At 60.9% G+C, this 15,529-nt stretch carries 15 protein-coding genes; 8 read left to right on the top strand and 7 right to left on the bottom strand.

The genetic code is table 11. The features are described from left to right. Positions 1 to 10 precede the first annotated feature (10 nt). The gene (locus tag PMA3_RS23440; RefSeq protein WP_064679418.1) at positions 11 to 370 is read right to left on the bottom strand and encodes a PilZ domain-containing protein; all 360 of its coding nucleotides are present in this window, start codon (positions 368 to 370) and stop codon (positions 11 to 13) included. A gap of 236 nt (positions 371 to 606) precedes the next feature. After that, complete coding sequence (locus PMA3_RS23445) at positions 607 to 981, bottom strand: tetratricopeptide repeat protein (protein ID WP_064679419.1); 375 nt, start codon at positions 979 to 981, stop codon at positions 607 to 609. A 176-nt stretch (positions 982 to 1,157) separates the two neighbouring features. Between PMA3_RS23445 and pyk the strand changes: the two genes are divergently transcribed. Next, entirely contained in the window at positions 1,158 to 2,609 is a 1,452-nt protein-coding gene (pyk, locus tag PMA3_RS23450; protein WP_064679420.1) for a pyruvate kinase, read from the top strand. A 205-nt stretch (positions 2,610 to 2,814) separates the two neighbouring features. Here pyk and PMA3_RS23455 read toward each other — a convergent pair whose 3' ends face one another. Continuing rightward, positions 2,815 to 3,564 carry an enoyl-CoA hydratase-related protein gene (locus PMA3_RS23455; RefSeq protein ID WP_064679421.1) on the bottom strand — a complete coding sequence of 250 codons (750 nt, stop codon included), beginning with the start codon at positions 3,562 to 3,564 and terminating at the stop codon, positions 2,815 to 2,817. 29 nt (positions 3,565 to 3,593) lie between these two features. After that, a complete protein-coding gene (locus tag PMA3_RS23460; RefSeq protein ID WP_064679422.1) occupies positions 3,594 to 4,529 on the bottom strand; it encodes an iron-sulfur-binding ferredoxin reductase in 936 nt (311 codons plus the stop codon). A gap of 240 nt (positions 4,530 to 4,769) precedes the next feature. Here PMA3_RS23460 and PMA3_RS23465 point away from each other — a divergent pair, with 240 nt between their 5' ends. From PMA3_RS23465 to PMA3_RS23490, 6 genes are all read left to right on the top strand, one after another. Beyond that, a complete protein-coding gene (locus PMA3_RS23465) occupies positions 4,770 to 6,293 on the top strand; it encodes a fumarate hydratase (protein ID WP_008156025.1) in 1,524 nt (507 codons plus the stop codon). Between the two features lie 227 nt (positions 6,294 to 6,520). Then, entirely contained in the window at positions 6,521 to 8,287 is a 1,767-nt protein-coding gene (locus tag PMA3_RS23470) for an ATP-binding protein (protein WP_064679423.1), read from the top strand. After that, on the top strand, positions 8,281 to 9,615 hold the full coding sequence (locus PMA3_RS23475) for a sigma-54-dependent transcriptional regulator (RefSeq protein ID WP_064679424.1): 1,335 nt from the start codon (positions 8,281 to 8,283) through the stop codon (positions 9,613 to 9,615). Before PMA3_RS23470 ends, PMA3_RS23475 begins: the two co-directional genes overlap by 7 nt. A gap of 321 nt (positions 9,616 to 9,936) precedes the next feature. After that, the gene (locus PMA3_RS23480; protein WP_064679425.1) at positions 9,937 to 11,256 is read left to right on the top strand and encodes an MFS transporter; all 1,320 of its coding nucleotides are present in this window, start codon (positions 9,937 to 9,939) and stop codon (positions 11,254 to 11,256) included. Between the two features lie 107 nt (positions 11,257 to 11,363). Further along, positions 11,364 to 11,558 carry a hypothetical protein gene (locus tag PMA3_RS23485; protein WP_064679426.1) on the top strand — a complete coding sequence of 65 codons (195 nt, stop codon included), beginning with the start codon at positions 11,364 to 11,366 and terminating at the stop codon, positions 11,556 to 11,558. 251 nt (positions 11,559 to 11,809) lie between these two features. Next, positions 11,810 to 12,439 carry a flavin reductase family protein gene (locus tag PMA3_RS23490; protein WP_064679427.1) on the top strand — a complete coding sequence of 210 codons (630 nt, stop codon included), beginning with the start codon at positions 11,810 to 11,812 and terminating at the stop codon, positions 12,437 to 12,439. On the opposite strand, the gene PMA3_RS23495 is transcribed toward PMA3_RS23490, so the two are convergent. Then, positions 12,440 to 12,670: a hypothetical protein gene (locus PMA3_RS23495; protein WP_008156042.1), complete on the bottom strand. Its 231-nt coding sequence runs from the start codon at positions 12,668 to 12,670 to the stop codon at positions 12,440 to 12,442. Positions 12,671 to 12,712: 42 nt separating this feature from the next. Further along, positions 12,713 to 13,066, bottom strand: coding sequence for an antibiotic biosynthesis monooxygenase family protein (locus tag PMA3_RS23500; protein ID WP_064679428.1), 354 nt, complete (start codon positions 13,064 to 13,066; stop codon positions 12,713 to 12,715). A 332-nt stretch (positions 13,067 to 13,398) separates the two neighbouring features. Here PMA3_RS23500 and PMA3_RS23505 point away from each other — a divergent pair, with 332 nt between their 5' ends. Further along, on the top strand, positions 13,399 to 14,328 hold the full coding sequence (locus tag PMA3_RS23505; RefSeq protein ID WP_064679429.1) for an AraC family transcriptional regulator: 930 nt from the start codon (positions 13,399 to 13,401) through the stop codon (positions 14,326 to 14,328). 145 nt (positions 14,329 to 14,473) lie between these two features. Here the strand turns inward: PMA3_RS23505 and PMA3_RS23510 are convergent, their stop codons facing one another. Continuing rightward, positions 14,474 to 15,529: an ABC transporter ATP-binding protein gene (locus PMA3_RS23510; RefSeq protein WP_064679430.1), complete on the bottom strand. Its 1,056-nt coding sequence runs from the start codon at positions 15,527 to 15,529 to the stop codon at positions 14,474 to 14,476.

The following is a 15,529-nucleotide window of genomic DNA, read 5'->3' on the forward strand; positions in this document are numbered from 1 at the left end:
GCCGCAGACTTCAGGCCGAAGCCGGCAACGGTTGAAAACTGAAGTATTGCTTCAACGCATCGACCAATTGCCCATACTCCGGCGGTGCCCGTTGCAGGCAAAACCCGGCGTCGTAATGGTGGGGGGTGGTGTCTTCATGGCACCACAGGCAGCAGGCATTGAGGTCGATCACCTGGTGGCAGCCACCGGCCATAGGGATTTTCAGGCGCAAATCGAAATCGGCACCGATCATCATCGGCAACTGGCTGATGAGCATCAGCCCGTCTTCGGAGACGTTACCCAGAAAGCCAATGGGTTTGTCGGTAACGCTGTTGAACACTCGAAGAAAATACGGCAGTTGATGCCGCTCGATACGGCGGACGGTGAACATGTTGAATTCGCTACGCAAGGCCCTTAAGCAGAGCCGCACTAATGCTTCGGAACGGGCCTCCCACTATAAAGAAAGACACGCTCTCCCTGATCCTGGTGCGACAGTCTTTGAACCGCTGCCGCTTACTCCTGCCGATCACAGGTGTTTCCCCGGTTTAGAGGCACGGCTCTAAAACCGATCCATTCGACTATAGCTCACCACCGCCGCTGATCCAGTCTTCAATATAGCGACCGCCATCAGAACCGGGTCGGGCGAACGACCTCGGCACTGCGCAGCGGATAATGACCCAGCGATTGCAAGGTTTCCAGCCGGGCGCTCGCGCGAAAGGCGTATTCACTCTGCGGGTACGACGCGATGATGAACTGATAAGTCTGAGCGGCATCAACGAACAGTTTCTGACGTTCAAGACACAAACCGCGCATCATCGACACTTCCGGCCACACATAGGGCCGCGCCCTGCTTGCGCGTTCGACTTTGGACAGTTCGAGCATCACCTGCTCGCAATTGCCGCGATCATAGGCGCTGTAGGCGTTATTCAAATGATGGTTCATCGACCAACGGGTGCAGCCCGTGACACTGAGGGCAAGGGCGGCCATGAGCACGAATCGCATGAGGAGTCTCCTGTCTTGAGCCCTGTATCGACCCGCTGACGGAAATCTTCAGGAATGTTCGATTTAAAGAAACAAGCGAATCACAAAGTTCTTCACAAAAAGTAGTGCACACGAACAATGACTACACCTGCAGAGCATAGTAGCCTCACTCAGCGCTTGAACTCAGGAGTCTTTGCATGTCCGTCCGTCGTACCAAAATCGTCGCTACCCTTGGCCCGGCCAGTAACTCGCCGGAAGTTCTCGAACAGCTGATTCTGGCTGGCCTGGACGTCGCCCGTCTGAACTTCTCCCACGGCACCCCCGACGAGCACAAGGCTCGCGCGAAGCTGGTGCGTGACCTGGCAGCCAAGCACGGCCGTTTCGTCGCCCTGCTGGGTGACTTGCAAGGCCCGAAAATCCGTATCGCCAAATTCACCAACAAGAAGATCGAGCTGAAGATCGGTGATCAGTTCACCTTCTCCACCAGCCATCCCCTGACCGAAGGCACCCAGACCGTGGTCGGCATCGACTACCCGGACCTGGTCAAGGATTGCGGTGTGGGCGACGAGCTGCTGCTCGATGACGGTCGCGTGGTCATGCGCGTCGACACCGCCACGGCAACCGAATTGCACTGCTCAGTACTGATCGGTGGCCCGCTGTCGGACCACAAAGGCATCAACCGTCGCGGCGGTGGCCTGACGGCACCGGCGCTGACCGAAAAAGACAAGGCCGACATCAAGCTCGCCGCAGAAATGCAGGTGGACTACCTCGCCGTGTCCTTCCCCCGTGACGCCGCCGACATGGAATACGCCCGTCAACTGCGCGACGAAGCCGGCGGCACTGCCTGGCTGGTGGCGAAGATCGAACGCGCCGAAGCCGTGGCCGATGACGAAACCCTCGACGGCCTGATCCAGGCTTCCGATGCGGTCATGGTTGCCCGGGGTGACCTGGGTGTGGAAATCGGCGACGCCGAGCTGGTGGGCATTCAGAAGAAGATCATTCTGCACGCGCGCCGCCACAACAAGGCCGTGATCGTGGCGACCCAGATGATGGAGTCGATGATCCAGAACCCGATGCCGACCCGCGCCGAAGTGTCCGATGTGGCCAACGCCGTGCTCGACTACACCGACGCCGTGATGCTGTCGGCCGAAAGTGCCGCCGGTCTGTATCCGCTGGAAGCTGTGCAGGCCATGGCCCGCATCTGCATCGGCGCTGAAAAGCACCCGACCGGCAAGACCTCCAGCCACCGCATCGGCAAGGAATTCACCCGCTGCGACGAGAGCATTGCGCTGGCAACCATGTACACCGCCAACCACTTCCCTGGCGTGAAAGCGATCATCGCATTGACCGAAAGCGGCTATACCCCGCTGATCATGTCGCGCATCCGTTCTTCGGTGCCGATCTATGCGTTTTCGCCGCACCGTGAAACCCAGGCGCGCGCAGCGATGTTCCGTGGCGTGTACACCGTTCCGTTCGACCCGGCCTCGCTGGAGCCACACGAAGTCAGCCAGAAGGCGATCGACGAGCTGGTCAAGCGCGGCGTCGTGGAGAAAGGCGACTGGGTCATCCTGACCAAGGGCGACAGCTACCACACCACCGGCGGCACCAACGGCATGAAGATTCTGCACGTGGGCGACCCGCAGGTCTGAGTGATCGGCTGTTGAAAAACAAAAGCCCTGCCATGTGAATGGCGGGGCTTTTTGGTTTCTGGTCCGGTAGATGTATTGGCTGGGCGGACGCCTTCGCTGCGGTGCGGCGATCCGACAAGCCAGCTCCTAAATTGGTCGGAGTCGTTCACAGATCCCCTGTAGGAGCTGGCTTGCCAGCGATGAGGCCGGACGATTCAGCGAAGATTCAATGCCGGTTGATAAACCCCGACAACGCCGCAATCGCTTCCGGCGAACGCAAACGCTGAGTGAACAATGTGCCCTCTTCTTCTATGGCCTTGCGCAATTGCTCCCGGTCCGGGGCTTTCATCAATTGCTTGCTGATCCGTACCGCTTCCGGTGGCAACTTTTCAAACCGCAACGCCATCTCCCGCGCCTTGGCCAACGCCGCTTCACCACTGTCCAGCGCTTCGGTCGCAATGCCCCATGCGGCCGCTTGCTCACCACTGAAACCTTCGCCCAGCAGCAACAATTGCGCGGCTTTGGCCTGCCCCAGCAACCGCGGCAGGATCAGGCTGGAACCGAATTCCGGGCACAAACCGAGGTTGACGAACGGCATGCGCAAGCGCGCATCCGCGCTGATGTACACCAAATCGCAATGCAGCAGCATGGTCGTGCCAATGCCCACCGCAGCACCGGCCACGGCGGCAATCACCGGTTTGCGGCATTCGAGCAGGCTGAGCATGAAATGAAACACCGGGCTGTCGAGACTGGTCGGCGGTTGCATCAGGAAATCGGCGATGTCGTTGCCGGCGGTGAAACACTCGGCAGACCCGGTGATCAGCACGGCGTTGATTTCCGGGTCCCTGTCGGCCTGTTCCAGCGCTTCGGCCAGGTGGCTGTACATGGCGCGGGTCAGGGCGTTTTTCTTGTCGGGGCGGTTCAGACGCAGGGTCAGCAGGCCGCGTTCGCGCTCAAGTTGGATGGCATTGGTCATGGAGGTCTCGCGTCCGAAAAAATCAGCGCTCAACCGCGCGGCAGAAAAACATCGGCCAGCAGTTGATTGCGCGGCAGTCCCGCCAGGTACAGGCGCCTGGCAAAGGCGTCGACACTGTCGGGGGCCCCGCAGAGTAAAGCCTGGGTTTGCCGGGAAACAAGCCTCAGTTGCGCCAAAGCCGCGGGCAACTCGGCAGGGGTCCACAGTTCGACGCTGAGGTTCGCGCGATTGGCGGCCATGGCTTGCAGGGGTTTGGCCAGATAATGCTCATCGGCATCATGGGCCAGGTGAATGACACGGATCGCGCCCTGGTGGTCCTGACGCAACGCTTCACGCAAGATGCCGAACAACGGACCCAGCCCGGTACCGGCGGCCATCAGCCACAACGGCCGGGTGTTCCAGTCCACATCGTAATGCAAGGCCCCGCCGCGCAACTCGCCGAGACGGATCCCATCGCCGATCTTCAATAGACGGGCCGCATCGCTGAATTCCCCAGGCTGGCGACAGTCGAGGTGAAACTCCAGGAAGCGGTCCTCTTCCGGCAGGCTGGCGAGGGAATAGGGCCGCGCGACGTTGCCCGCCCACAACACCAGATGCTGCCCGGCGCTGTAGCGCAAAGGACGTTCGGGGGTCAGGCGCAAACGCAATACACTGTTGCTCAACCAATCAACGGCGGCCACCTGGGCCGGTCGTCCGTCCTGCTGCGGGTCGAAGGTGTGTACCTGCAAGTCCTCGACCACCTGACACTGGCACGCCAGGCGCCAGCCTTGCTGACGCTGGTCCGCGGTCAAGGCGTCGGGACGGCTATCGCTCGGCAGCCCTTGTACACACTGCACCAGGCAGGCATGACAGCTACCGGCGCGGCAGCTGTAGGGCACTGCCACACCGTTGCGATTCAAGGCATCGAGCAGATTGCTACCGGCCGCAACCGACCATTGGCGCGCGCCGACTCGTAATTCAGGCATCCACATTCTCCTATGCCGTCGGCATCAATAACACATCCCTTACCCCGCTGTAGTGTACCTATGCGACCAACGTTTGACCGAGCAGGCGTGTGCAGGGCATCGAGGCGCGGTATACTGCCGCGCCTTTTTAGCGTCGCGCCAGCTTGCCCGGCGTGCCTTGAAAGGTGCTTGCAACCGACCGATGCACCCAAGCTGCAAGCACCTTATTGAATGTTCCCGTCTTTTAGAGGAGCGCGACTCATGACCGTGATCAAGCAAGACGACCTGATTCAGAGCGTTGCCGACGCCCTGCAGTTCATTTCCTATTACCACCCCGTCGACTTCATCCAGGCGATGCACGAAGCCTACCTGCGCGAAGAATCGCCAGCGGCCCGTGACTCCATGGCGCAAATCCTGATCAACTCGCGCATGTGTGCCACCGGCCACCGCCCGATCTGCCAGGACACCGGCATCGTCACCGTCTTCGTCCGCGTGGGCATGGACGTGCGTTGGGATGGCGCCACCATGGGCCTGGACGACATGATCAACGAAGGCGTGCGCCGGGCTTACAACCTGCCGGAAAACGTCCTGCGCGCTTCGATCCTCGCCGACCCGGCGGGCGCTCGCAAGAACACCAAGGACAACACCCCGGCCGTTATCCACTACTCCATCGTTCCGGGCAATACCGTGGAAGTGGACGTGGCGGCCAAGGGCGGCGGTTCCGAGAACAAGTCGAAAATGGCCATGCTCAACCCGTCCGACTCGATTGTCGACTGGGTGCTGAAGACCGTCCCGGAAATGGGCGCCGGCTGGTGCCCACCGGGCATGCTCGGCATCGGCATCGGCGGCACCGCCGAGAAAGCCGCAGTGATGGCCAAGGAAGTGTTGATGGAATCCATCGACATTCATGAGCTGAAGAAGCGCGGCCCGTCCAACCGTATCGAAGAGATGCGCCTGGAGCTGTTCGAGAAGGTCAACCAACTGGGCATCGGCGCCCAGGGCCTGGGTGGCCTGACCACCGTGCTCGACGTGAAAATCATGGATTACCCGACACACGCAGCTTCGTTGCCGGTGTGCATGATCCCGAACTGCGCCGCCACCCGTCACGCGCACTTCGTGCTGGATGGCTCCGGTCCGGCCTCCCTGGAAGCGCCACCGCTGGACGCCTACCCGGAAATCGTCTGGGAAGCAGGCCCGTCGGCCCGTCGCGTCAACCTCGATACCCTGACCCCGGAAGACGTGCAGAGCTGGAAGCCGGGCGAAACCGTCCTGCTCAACGGCAAGATGCTCACCGGTCGCGACGCTGCGCACAAGCGCATGGTCGAGATGCTGAACAAGGGTGAAACCCTGCCGGTGGACCTCAAGGGTCGCTTCATCTACTACGTCGGCCCGGTTGATCCGGTGCGCGAAGAAGTAGTGGGCCCTGCCGGTCCGACCACCGCGACGCGGATGGACAAGTTCACCCGTCAGATCCTCGAGCAAACCGGCCTGCTGGGCATGATCGGCAAATCCGAACGCGGCCCGACCGCGATCGAAGCGATCAAGGACCACAAAGCCGTCTACCTGATGGCGGTCGGCGGCGCGGCTTACCTGGTGGCGCAAGCCATCAAGAAATCCCGCGTGGTGGCTTTCGCCGAACTGGGTATGGAAGCGATCTACGAGTTCGACGTGAAAGACATGCCGGTAACCGTTGCGGTGGATAGCAAGGGTGAATCGGTGCACATCACCGGTCCTGCCATCTGGCAGAAAAAGATCAGTGAAAGCCTGGCAGTAGAAGTGCAGTAAGCGCTTCGACTGACAAAGAAAAGGCGACAGGAGCAGGCTCCTGTCGCCTTTTTTTTTGCCACGCATCACCCTGTAGGAGCGAAGCTTGCTCGCGAAGGACGTGAACGACTACGTGTTTATTCTGATTTGACGCGTCGCACTCAAGTACTTCGCGAGCAAGCTCCTACAGGAGGCACGGTGCTCATGTTATGGTGCGCGCCCTCCGTATACATTGTGTAATGCCCCGCATGTTCGAGTCTTCCCGCCCCCTGCGCCTGACGCTGTACGTCTTTTTAATCCTGGCTGGCGCAGTCCTCGCAGCCACCCTGGCCATACGTCACGCCGAACGCCAGGCCCTGGTGGAAGACGCTGCCCGCGCGAACCAGCAATTGGGTCTCTATGCCACATCGCTGCACACCCTGATCGAACGCTACCGCGCCCTGCCCGTCGTGCTCGCCCTGGACCCGGAACTGCGTTCGGCGCTCAAGGGCCCGCTGAGCCCTGAGCAGCAGGATGCGTTGAATCGCAAACTGGAACAGATCAACGGCGCAGCCCAATCCTCGACCCTGGAACTGCTCGATCACACCGGCCTTGCCATCGCCGCGAGCAATTGGCGCTTGCCCAGCAGTTACGTCGGCCACAACTACAGTTTTCGCCCCTATTTCAGCCAGACCCGCACCCAGGGCACCGGGCGCTTTTATGCGGTGGGGGTGACCAGCGGCATTCCAGGTTACTTCCTGTCCAGTGCGGTCACCGATGACGATGGCCGGTTTCTCGGCGCGATGGTGGTGAAGCTTGAATTTCCGGAGCTGGAACGCGAATGGCGTCAGGGCAGCGACACGCTGCTGGTCAGTGACGCCCGCGGAATCATTTTCATCGCCAATCAGCCGGGCTGGCGCTATCGCCTGTTGCAACCGTTGAGCGATAGCGATCACGCCGAGTTGAAAGCCACCCGCCAATACGACAAGCAGCCGCTGACCCCGTTGAAGTTTGAATCGCTGCACCGCTTCGATGACAACAGTGACCTCGCCCGAGTCGAGGGTCCGGAGGGCAACGCCGACTATCTGTGGGAATCCCTGCCGCTGACGGCCGAAGGCTGGACCTTGCATCTGTTGCGCCGCCCGCAAGTCGCGTTCGAAGACATTCGCAACGCCGCGCTCGCCGCTGCCGGTTCGTGGCTGGCACTGGTGTTCCTGCTGCTGTTCCTCAACCAGCGCTGGCGTCTGGCAAAAATGCGCCAGCGCAGCCGCGAAGAGCTCGAACAATTAGTCGAAGAACGCACCCGCGACCTGCGCACCGCCCAGGACGGCCTGGTGCAATCGGCCAAACTCGCCGCCCTCGGCCAGATGTCCGCCGCATTGGCCCACGAAATCAACCAACCGCTGACCGCGCAACGCATGCAGCTTGCCACGCTGCGACTGTTGCTCGATCACGGCCGGGTCGACGACGCTTACAAGGCGCTCAAACCGGTGGATGACATGCTGACGCGCATGGCCGCCCTCACCGGTCATTTGAAAACCTTCGCCCGCAAAAGCCCAAGTGGCTTGCGCGAACGCCTCGACCTGGCGGCGGTGGTGGACCAATCCCTTGAGCTGCTCGATACCCGGCTGCGCGATGAGCAGGTCAGCACCGTGCTGCACCTGACACGTCCGGCCTGGGTACGCGGTGATGCGATCCGCCTGGAACAGGTGCTGATCAATCTGCTGCGCAACGCCCTCGACGCGATGCGGGACAAACCCTGCAAACGCCTGGAAATCCGCCTCGAAGCAGACGAACAACAGTGGCGTCTGAGCGTGATCGACAATGGCACTGGCATCGCCGAGGAAAATCTGGCGAAGGTGTTCGATCCGTTCTTCACCACCAAACCGGTGGGCGATGGCCTGGGCATCGGTCTGGCGGTATCCTTCGCCATCGTGCACGAATCGGGTGGACGCCTGAGTGCCGATAATCACGTCAACGGCGCGGTATTCACCCTCACCTTGCCGATCGATCCAGAGGCCAATGGCGCATGCTGAATTCAGTGATAGTGGTCGACGATGAAAGCAGCATCCGCGACGCCGTCGAACAATGGCTGAGTCTGTCGGGTTTCGAGGTGCAGCTGTTCAGCCGTGCCGATGAATGCCTGGCGCAGTTGCCGGAACATTTCCCCGGGGTGATCCTCAGCGACGTGCGCATGCCCGGCATGACCGGCCTGGAACTGCTGGCCGAAGTGCAGCGCCGGGATGCCGATCTGCCGGTGATCCTGCTGACCGGCCACGGCGATGTGCCGATGGCGGTCGAAGCGATGCGCGATGGCGCCTACGATTTCCTCGAAAAGCCCTTCAGCCCCGAGACCCTGCTGGGCAGCCTGCGGCGCGCGCTGGACAAGCGCCGGCTGGTCCTGGAAAACCGGGCCCTGCACGCGCAGGCAGACAATCGCGCCAGACTCGATGCCACGTTGCTGGGTGTATCCCGGAGCCTGCAGACCTTGCGTCGACAGGTGCTGGACCTGGCGGCGCTGCCGGTCAACGTGCTGATCCGCGGTGAAACCGGCAGTGGCAAGGAGCTGGTTGCCCGTTGCCTGCATGATTTCGGACCACGAGCAGCCAAGCCCTTTGTGGCGTTGAACTGCGCGGCGATTCCCGAACAGTTGTTCGAGGCCGAGCTGTTCGGTCATGAAAGCGGCGCGTTCACCGGCGCTCAGGGCAAGCGCATCGGCAAACTCGAATACGCCGATGGCGGCACGCTGTTTCTCGATGAAATCGAAAGCATGCCCCTGGCCCAGCAGGTGAAATTGCTGCGGGTGTTGCAGGAGCAGAAGCTCGAGCGACTGGGCTCCAACCAGAGCATCCGCGTGGATTTGCGGATCATTGCCGCGACCAAACCCGACTTGCTGGACGAAGCGCGGGCCGGACGTTTTCGTGAGGATCTGGCCTATCGCCTGAACGTGGCCGAATTGCGCTTGCCACCGTTGCGCGATCGGCGCGAAGACATTCCACTGTTGTTCGAGTCGTTTGCGCACAGCGCCGCCGAGCGCCTGGGGCGCACCTTCCCCCCGTTGAGCGGGCCGCAGTTGAGCCATCTGCTGAGCCACGACTGGCCGGGCAACGTGCGTGAACTGGCGAATGTCGCCGAGCGGCAGGTGCTGGGACTGGACGAGCCGGAACCACCGGGCGTCGAGCCCGGGCAATCGCTGGCGGCGCAGCAGGAAGCGTTTGAGGCGCACTGCCTGCGCGCGGCATTGACCCGGCACAAAGGTGATGTGAAAGCGGTGCTCGAAGAACTGCAACTGCCGCGCCGAACCTTCAATGAAAAGATGCAGCGGCATGGTTTGACCCGCGAGATGTTTGTGCCCGACAGCTGAGTTTTGTGGCGCCTGTACCGGCCCTTTCGCTGGCAAGCCAGCTCCCACAGGTATTGTTTGTGAACACAAAATTTGTGGTCGACAACAATCCCTGTGGGAGCGGGCTTGCCCGCGAAGAGTCCGGTACAGGCAGAATAAATCCCGCCCCCCTGATAAGCAATTTTCCGCTCACACCCTCTCTGCGATGAGCGGATTTCCGCTCATATAGTCCTGCAAACCCCTCTAAACCGGCCCTCCCCCAATTGGCACAGCTCCTGCTATAGCCCCTGCAGGCCGCGTTTAATCGCGCTCCACAAAAACAATTAAACGAAGGATCCTTCAATGGATAACTCCAATACCCTGCCCCTTGGGTCGGTTGCCGCGCCGGTCAAAGCAAGAACCACCGCCAGCCGCATCAAGTCGATCTTCAGCGGCTCTGTGGGCAACATGGTCGAGTGGTATGACTGGTATGTCTACGCTGCCTTCTCCCTGTACTTCGCCAAGGCCTTTTTCCCCAAAGGCGACACCACCGCCCAGCTTCTGAACACGGCCGCCATCTTCGCCGTGGGCTTCCTGATGCGCCCGATCGGCGGCTGGCTGATGGGCCTGTATGCCGACAAAGTCGGGCGCAAAGCCGCGTTGATGGCGTCGGTCTACCTGATGTGCTTCGGCTCGCTGCTGATCGCCCTGAGCCCCGGCTATGAAACCATCGGCATCGGCGCGCCGATCCTGCTGGTGTTTGCCCGCTTGCTGCAGGGCCTGTCGGTCGGTGGCGAGTACGGCACCTCGGCGACTTACCTCAGCGAAATGGCCACCAAGGAACGTCGCGGCTTCTTCTCCAGCTTCCAGTACGTGACCCTGATCTCGGGTCAGCTCATCGCGCTGGGCGTGCTGATCGTGCTGCAAAACACCCTCACCACCGAAGAGTTGTACGCCTGGGGCTGGCGCATTCCGTTCGCCATCGGCGCGCTGTGTGCCGTCGTTGCGCTGTACCTGCGTCGCGGCATGGAAGAAACCGAGTCGTTCACCAAGAAAGAGAAGGCCAAGGAAAGCGCCATGCGCACCTTGATGCGCCATCCGAAGGAACTGATGACCGTGGTCGGCCTGACCATGGGCGGCACCCTGGCGTTCTACACCTACACCACCTACATGCAGAAATACCTGGTGAACACGGTCGGCATGAGCATCTCCGACTCCACCACCATCTCGGCTGCCACGCTGTTCCTGTTCATGTGCCTGCAACCGCTCGTTGGCGGGCTGTCGGATAAAATCGGTCGTCGGCCAATCCTGATTGCCTTCGGCATCCTGGGGACGCTGTTCACCGTGCCGATCCTCACCACCCTTCATACCATCACCACCTGGTGGGGCGCGTTCTTCCTGATCATGGCGGCACTGATCATCGTCAGCGGCTACACCTCGATCAACGCGGTGGTCAAAGCCGAACTGTTCCCGACGGAAATCCGTGCGCTGGGCGTTGGTTTGCCGTACGCACTGACCGTGTCGATCTTCGGCGGCACCGCTGAATACATCGCGCTGTGGTTCAAGAGCATCGGTATGGAAACCGGCTACTACTGGTATGTCACTGCGTGCATTGCCGTGTCGCTGCTGGTCTACATCACCATGAAAGACACCCGCAAGCATTCGCGGATCGAGACGGACTGATCCTGATGTAAACAAACTGTCACACAAGCGCGAAGCCGGATTAATCGTCGGTTAATGCCCTCCATGGACCCTCCAGGTGTCTGATTTATAAGCACCTGGAGTGCCCCATGAAAACCAAACTGTTCCTCTCCCTGATCCTTGCCGTTCTGGCAGCCAACACCTACGCCGCCGACGGTTACGACAAAACCGGCTCGGCCGCCTTCACCGCCCAGGCCCACACCCCCGCGGAAAGCACCCGGTCGGGCACTTATGCAGTTGAAGATTCAGTTAACACCGACAAAGCAAAAGCCAGCGACGGATAATGGATGGAAGGTTCACAGCCCGGCTTCGGCCGGGTTTTTTCATGTCTGGAGGAACACAAAACTCCAGGCTCAACGCATCCTCGTAGGAGCGAGGCTTGCCCGCGAAGGCGGTATGTCTGGCAATAAATAGTTGGATGAAATGGCCTCTTCGCGGGCAAGCCTCGTTCCTACAAGGGCACGTCGACTGGAAATAACGCGCTCGTCCTTGCACTATGGCCCGGTCCGCGAATCAGCCTCCAGGAACCCTCTCCATGCCCGACGACATCCACTTCTACGAACCCGCCAATGGCCACGGCCTGCCCCACGATCCGTTCAATGCGATCGTCGGCCCGCGCCCCATCGGCTGGATTTCTTCACAGGATGCCAGCGGCCATTTGAACCTGGCCCCCTACAGCTTCTTCAACGCCTTCAATTACATTCCGCCGATCATTGGTTTTTCCAGCGTCGGGCGCAAAGACAGCCTGAACAACATCGAACAGACCGGCGAGTTCGCCTGGAACCTGGCGACCCGGCCACTGGCCGAGCAAATGAACCAGAGCTGCGCCATGGTCGCGCCAGAGGTCAATGAGTTCGAACTGTCCGGATTGACGCCCGCCGCCTCGAAAATCATTCAGGTACCACGGGTAGCGGAAAGTCCGGTGTCGTTCGAGTGCAAGGTCACCCAGATCATTCAGTTGCAGCGGGCCGACGGAAACGTGGTGCCCAGCTGGTTGATCCTTGGCGAAGTGGTCGCCGTGCATATCGCCAAATGGTTGTTAAAGGACGGGGTGTACGACACCGCCGCGGCAGAACCGATTCTGCGCGGTGGCGGGCCAGCGGATTATTTCCAGCTGGGGCCTGAGGCATTGTTCAAGATGTTCCGCCCGGGGGCGGTCAAATAATTACCAGATCAGGTCGCCGTCTTCGCTGACGTCCCTGAGACGGGTCAGCTCTTTGGCTGCGGCCTCATCGGCTTCATGGGCAGTTTTGAAGGTCTGTTCTTCGAGCAGTTTGTGAAAGCGCGGTGCACCCGAACCACCGATGGCCTTGGTGGCGATTGCGGCGTGATAACCGCCTTCACGGGGTACTACGGCAGATACGGCTTCGAAGGTTTCAAAGGCTTTGCGTGCCATGTCGCGGATCCTGGCTGAATGGAGAATTGAGCCATTAAACCCTCAACCGGCCAGTTTGTGTACCGGTGCCTGTGGGTGGCTGAGCGCCTGGCCCACCGAGACGTCCTTAAAGGTATGGAAATCCAGGCTGTTGACCACCATCTCCTGAACCAGCTCGGCAAAAATATCCATGGCCGGGCTACTGAAATAGGCCGTCATGGCCTGCTGATTAACCCAGAAACCGGACACCAGCCACAACTCGGGATCGCATTGCGAATGCTGCAAGGCAAAGCTCAGGCACCCCGGTGCGCTGCGTGATGGCTCGATCAAGGCACTCAGGCGCGCACCGAGTTCTGCCGAACGACCGGCGCGGGCGCGGACAAAGGCCATATGACTGACGGGGATCTGCGTAGACATGTTCAACCCTCCCAGGTAGTCGACCGCAGCCGTGGGACGGGCTGCGACAGGATCCAAGGTTAAGCGCCCGGGCGCCGCCCCGTTAGTCGATTCCTGCCGGCTTGTTGCACAATCCTGCGCGGCTGCATCCGGCACCTGTAACAACGTGTAAAACACGTCACAGGGCTGTCATACGACTTTCAAGCAAGTTTTACAGGCATTGAACGGACATGGCAGCGCACCCTCTCCAGCCCGTGCAGAATCAGGCAAGCTTTTCGCAGGATGTGTCTACCGCAGTGTCTTGCACAAACTTAAGCTTTGCTCATTACCCACGCCTCAAAGAGGATGCCTGCATGTCGTCACTCGATCAGTTTCAGGCTCCGCTGGACGCCGACATGGAAAAGCAGCGTACGGAACTGGCCGCCATCATCCGCCGCAACACCCAGGACGATGGCACGTATGCCACGGCCGTCGGCTCGCTGTTCATGTCGCGCCACAGCCAGTCCCATGAGTTTGCCCCGGTGCTGGCGCAACCGGCGTTGTGCATCATGGCCCAGGGGCGCAAGGAAGTACGGCTGGCCAACGAGTTCTTCAACTACGACCCGCTGAATTACCTGGTGGTGTCGGTGTCGATGCCCTTGAGCGGACGGGTGGTGAATGTGTCCCCCGAGGAACCCATCCTCGCCGTGCGGCTGGATATCGACCCGGCGCAAATCACCGCCCTGATTGCCGATGCAGGCCCGCTTGGCGTGCCCACACGGCCCACGGGGCGCGGCCTGTATGTCGAACGGATAGACACGGCGATGCTTGACGCCGTATTGCGCCTGGCTCGCCTGCTGGACACACCGAAAGACATCGCCATGCTCGCACCGCTGATTCGCCGGGAAATTCTCTATCGACTGTTGCGCAGCCAGCAGGGCCATCGACTGTACGAAATTGCCATCGCCAACAGCCAGAGCCATCGCATCAGCCAGGCGATCAAATGGCTCAACGGCAACTATGAGCAACCGCTGCGCATCGATGACCTGGCCAAGGAAGTGAACCTGAGCGTGTCGACCTTGCATCATCGGTTCAAGGCCATGACGGCGATGAGTCCGTTGCAGTATCAGAAGCAGTTGCGCTTGCAGGAGGCGCGGCGGTTGATGCTGGCCGAAGGGCTGGAAGCGTCGGCGGCGGGGTATCGGGTGGGGTATGAAAGCCCCTCGCAATTCAGCCGGGAGTACAGCCGGTTGTTCGGGGCGCCGCCGTTGAGGGATCTGGCGCGGTTGCGGTTGACGGTTTGATCTGATTCACACACGACCCTAATGTAGGAGCGAGCGGTGCGGCGACCCGACTTGCCCGCGAACGGTCCGCCGCGGTCTGTCTGAATAACCGCGTTATCGTTCTTCGCGGGCAAGTCGGGTCGCCGCACCGCTCGCTCCTACAGCGTCAGGCGCCGAGCACGCGGCACGCCTCAGCCGGCAAGGTCACCGACACCGGATTGCCGATGCTCAACCCAAATCCCTGGCACGGCGTGCTCAACGCCGTAAACGACACCCCGGAACACTCCACGGTGGTTTCAATCGTCGCGCCGATATCACGCACGAACGTCACCTTGCCCAGCAACCGATTGCCCGCCGTCGCTTGCGGCTGCGACAGTTGCAGGTCTTCAGGGCGGATCAGCATCCTGACCTTCTCCCCCACCACGATGCTGCTGCAGATCGGCACTTGCAGCGCATCGCCACCCGGCAAGCTCACCCTGCCATTGCCCAGCGCGGTGGCCGGGAAAATGTTGCCCGAGCCGATGAAGTCCGCGACGAATTCGTTGGCCGGATGGCGGTAGATCTCGATCGGCGTCCCCACTTGCTGCACGCGATGCTCGCCCAGCACGACGACGATATCCGCCATGGTCATGGCTTCACGCTGATCATGGGTCACCATGATGGTGGTGATGTTGAGGCGCTGTTGCAGTTGGCGGATTTCCACCTGCATGGATTCGCGCAGCTTGGCATCCAATGCCGACAACGGTTCATCGAGCAACAGGATTTTCGGGTGATTGGCAATCGCCCGGGCAATCGCCACGCGCTGGCGTTGGCCGCCGGAGAGTTTCGACACCGGGCGGTCGATCATTTCCTGCAGTTGAATCAGTTGCAGCAGCTCCACCACCCGCGCCTGCTGCTCAGCCTTGCCGACCCCGCGCAGTTTCAGCGGATAGGCGATGTTTTCCCCCACGGTCATGTGCGGGAACAGCGCCAGGGATTGAAACACCATGCCGAAATTGCGCTGGTGCGCCGGGGTGTGGCCGATGTCTTCACCGTCCAGGCGAATCTCGCCACCGCTCAGGGTTTCAAGCCCGGCGATCATGCGCAGCAAGGTGGTTTTGCCGCAGCCCGACGGGCCGAGGAAACACACCAGTTTGCCCTCGGGCAAATGCAGGTTCACATCCTTTACCGCGCAGGCCGAGCCGTAATGTTTCTCGACGTTTTCCAGAATCAGACCAGACAT

Source organism: Pseudomonas silesiensis (assembly GCF_001661075.1).
Classification (GTDB): Bacteria; Pseudomonadota; Gammaproteobacteria; order Pseudomonadales; family Pseudomonadaceae; genus Aquipseudomonas; species Aquipseudomonas silesiensis.

Bases quoted from the DNA above. Each gene is read 5' to 3' on its own strand.
- PMA3_RS23445 (WP_064679419.1), bottom strand. From the start codon at position 981: ATGCGATTCGTGCTCATGGCCGCCCTTGCCCTCAGTGTCACGGGCTGC.
- PMA3_RS23500 (WP_064679428.1), bottom strand. From the start codon at position 13,066: ATGTCTACGCAGATCCCCGTCAGTCATATGGCCTTTGTCCGCGCCCGC.
- PMA3_RS23455 (WP_064679421.1), bottom strand. From the start codon at position 3,564: ATGACCAATGCCATCCAACTTGAGCGCGAACGCGGCCTGCTGACCCTG.
- PMA3_RS23510 (WP_064679430.1), bottom strand. From the start codon at position 15,529: ATGTCTGGTCTGATTCTGGAAAACGTCGAGAAACATTACGGCTCGGCC.
- PMA3_RS23495 (WP_008156042.1), bottom strand. From the start codon at position 12,670: ATGGCACGCAAAGCCTTTGAAACCTTCGAAGCCGTATCTGCCGTAGTA.
- PMA3_RS23440 (WP_064679418.1), bottom strand. From the start codon at position 370: ATGTTCACCGTCCGCCGTATCGAGCGGCATCAACTGCCGTATTTTCTT.
- PMA3_RS23485 (WP_064679426.1), top strand. From the start codon at position 11,364: ATGAAAACCAAACTGTTCCTCTCCCTGATCCTTGCCGTTCTGGCAGCC.
- PMA3_RS23465 (WP_008156025.1), top strand. From the start codon at position 4,770: ATGACCGTGATCAAGCAAGACGACCTGATTCAGAGCGTTGCCGACGCC.
- PMA3_RS23505 (WP_064679429.1), top strand. From the start codon at position 13,399: ATGTCGTCACTCGATCAGTTTCAGGCTCCGCTGGACGCCGACATGGAA.
- PMA3_RS23490 (WP_064679427.1), top strand. From the start codon at position 11,810: ATGCCCGACGACATCCACTTCTACGAACCCGCCAATGGCCACGGCCTG.
- PMA3_RS23470 (WP_064679423.1), top strand. From the start codon at position 6,521: ATGTTCGAGTCTTCCCGCCCCCTGCGCCTGACGCTGTACGTCTTTTTA.
- PMA3_RS23480 (WP_064679425.1), top strand. From the start codon at position 9,937: ATGGATAACTCCAATACCCTGCCCCTTGGGTCGGTTGCCGCGCCGGTC.
- pyk (WP_064679420.1), top strand. From the start codon at position 1,158: ATGTCCGTCCGTCGTACCAAAATCGTCGCTACCCTTGGCCCGGCCAGT.
- PMA3_RS23460 (WP_064679422.1), bottom strand. From the start codon at position 4,529: ATGCCTGAATTACGAGTCGGCGCGCGCCAATGGTCGGTTGCGGCCGGT.
- PMA3_RS23475 (WP_064679424.1), top strand. From the start codon at position 8,281: ATGCTGAATTCAGTGATAGTGGTCGACGATGAAAGCAGCATCCGCGAC.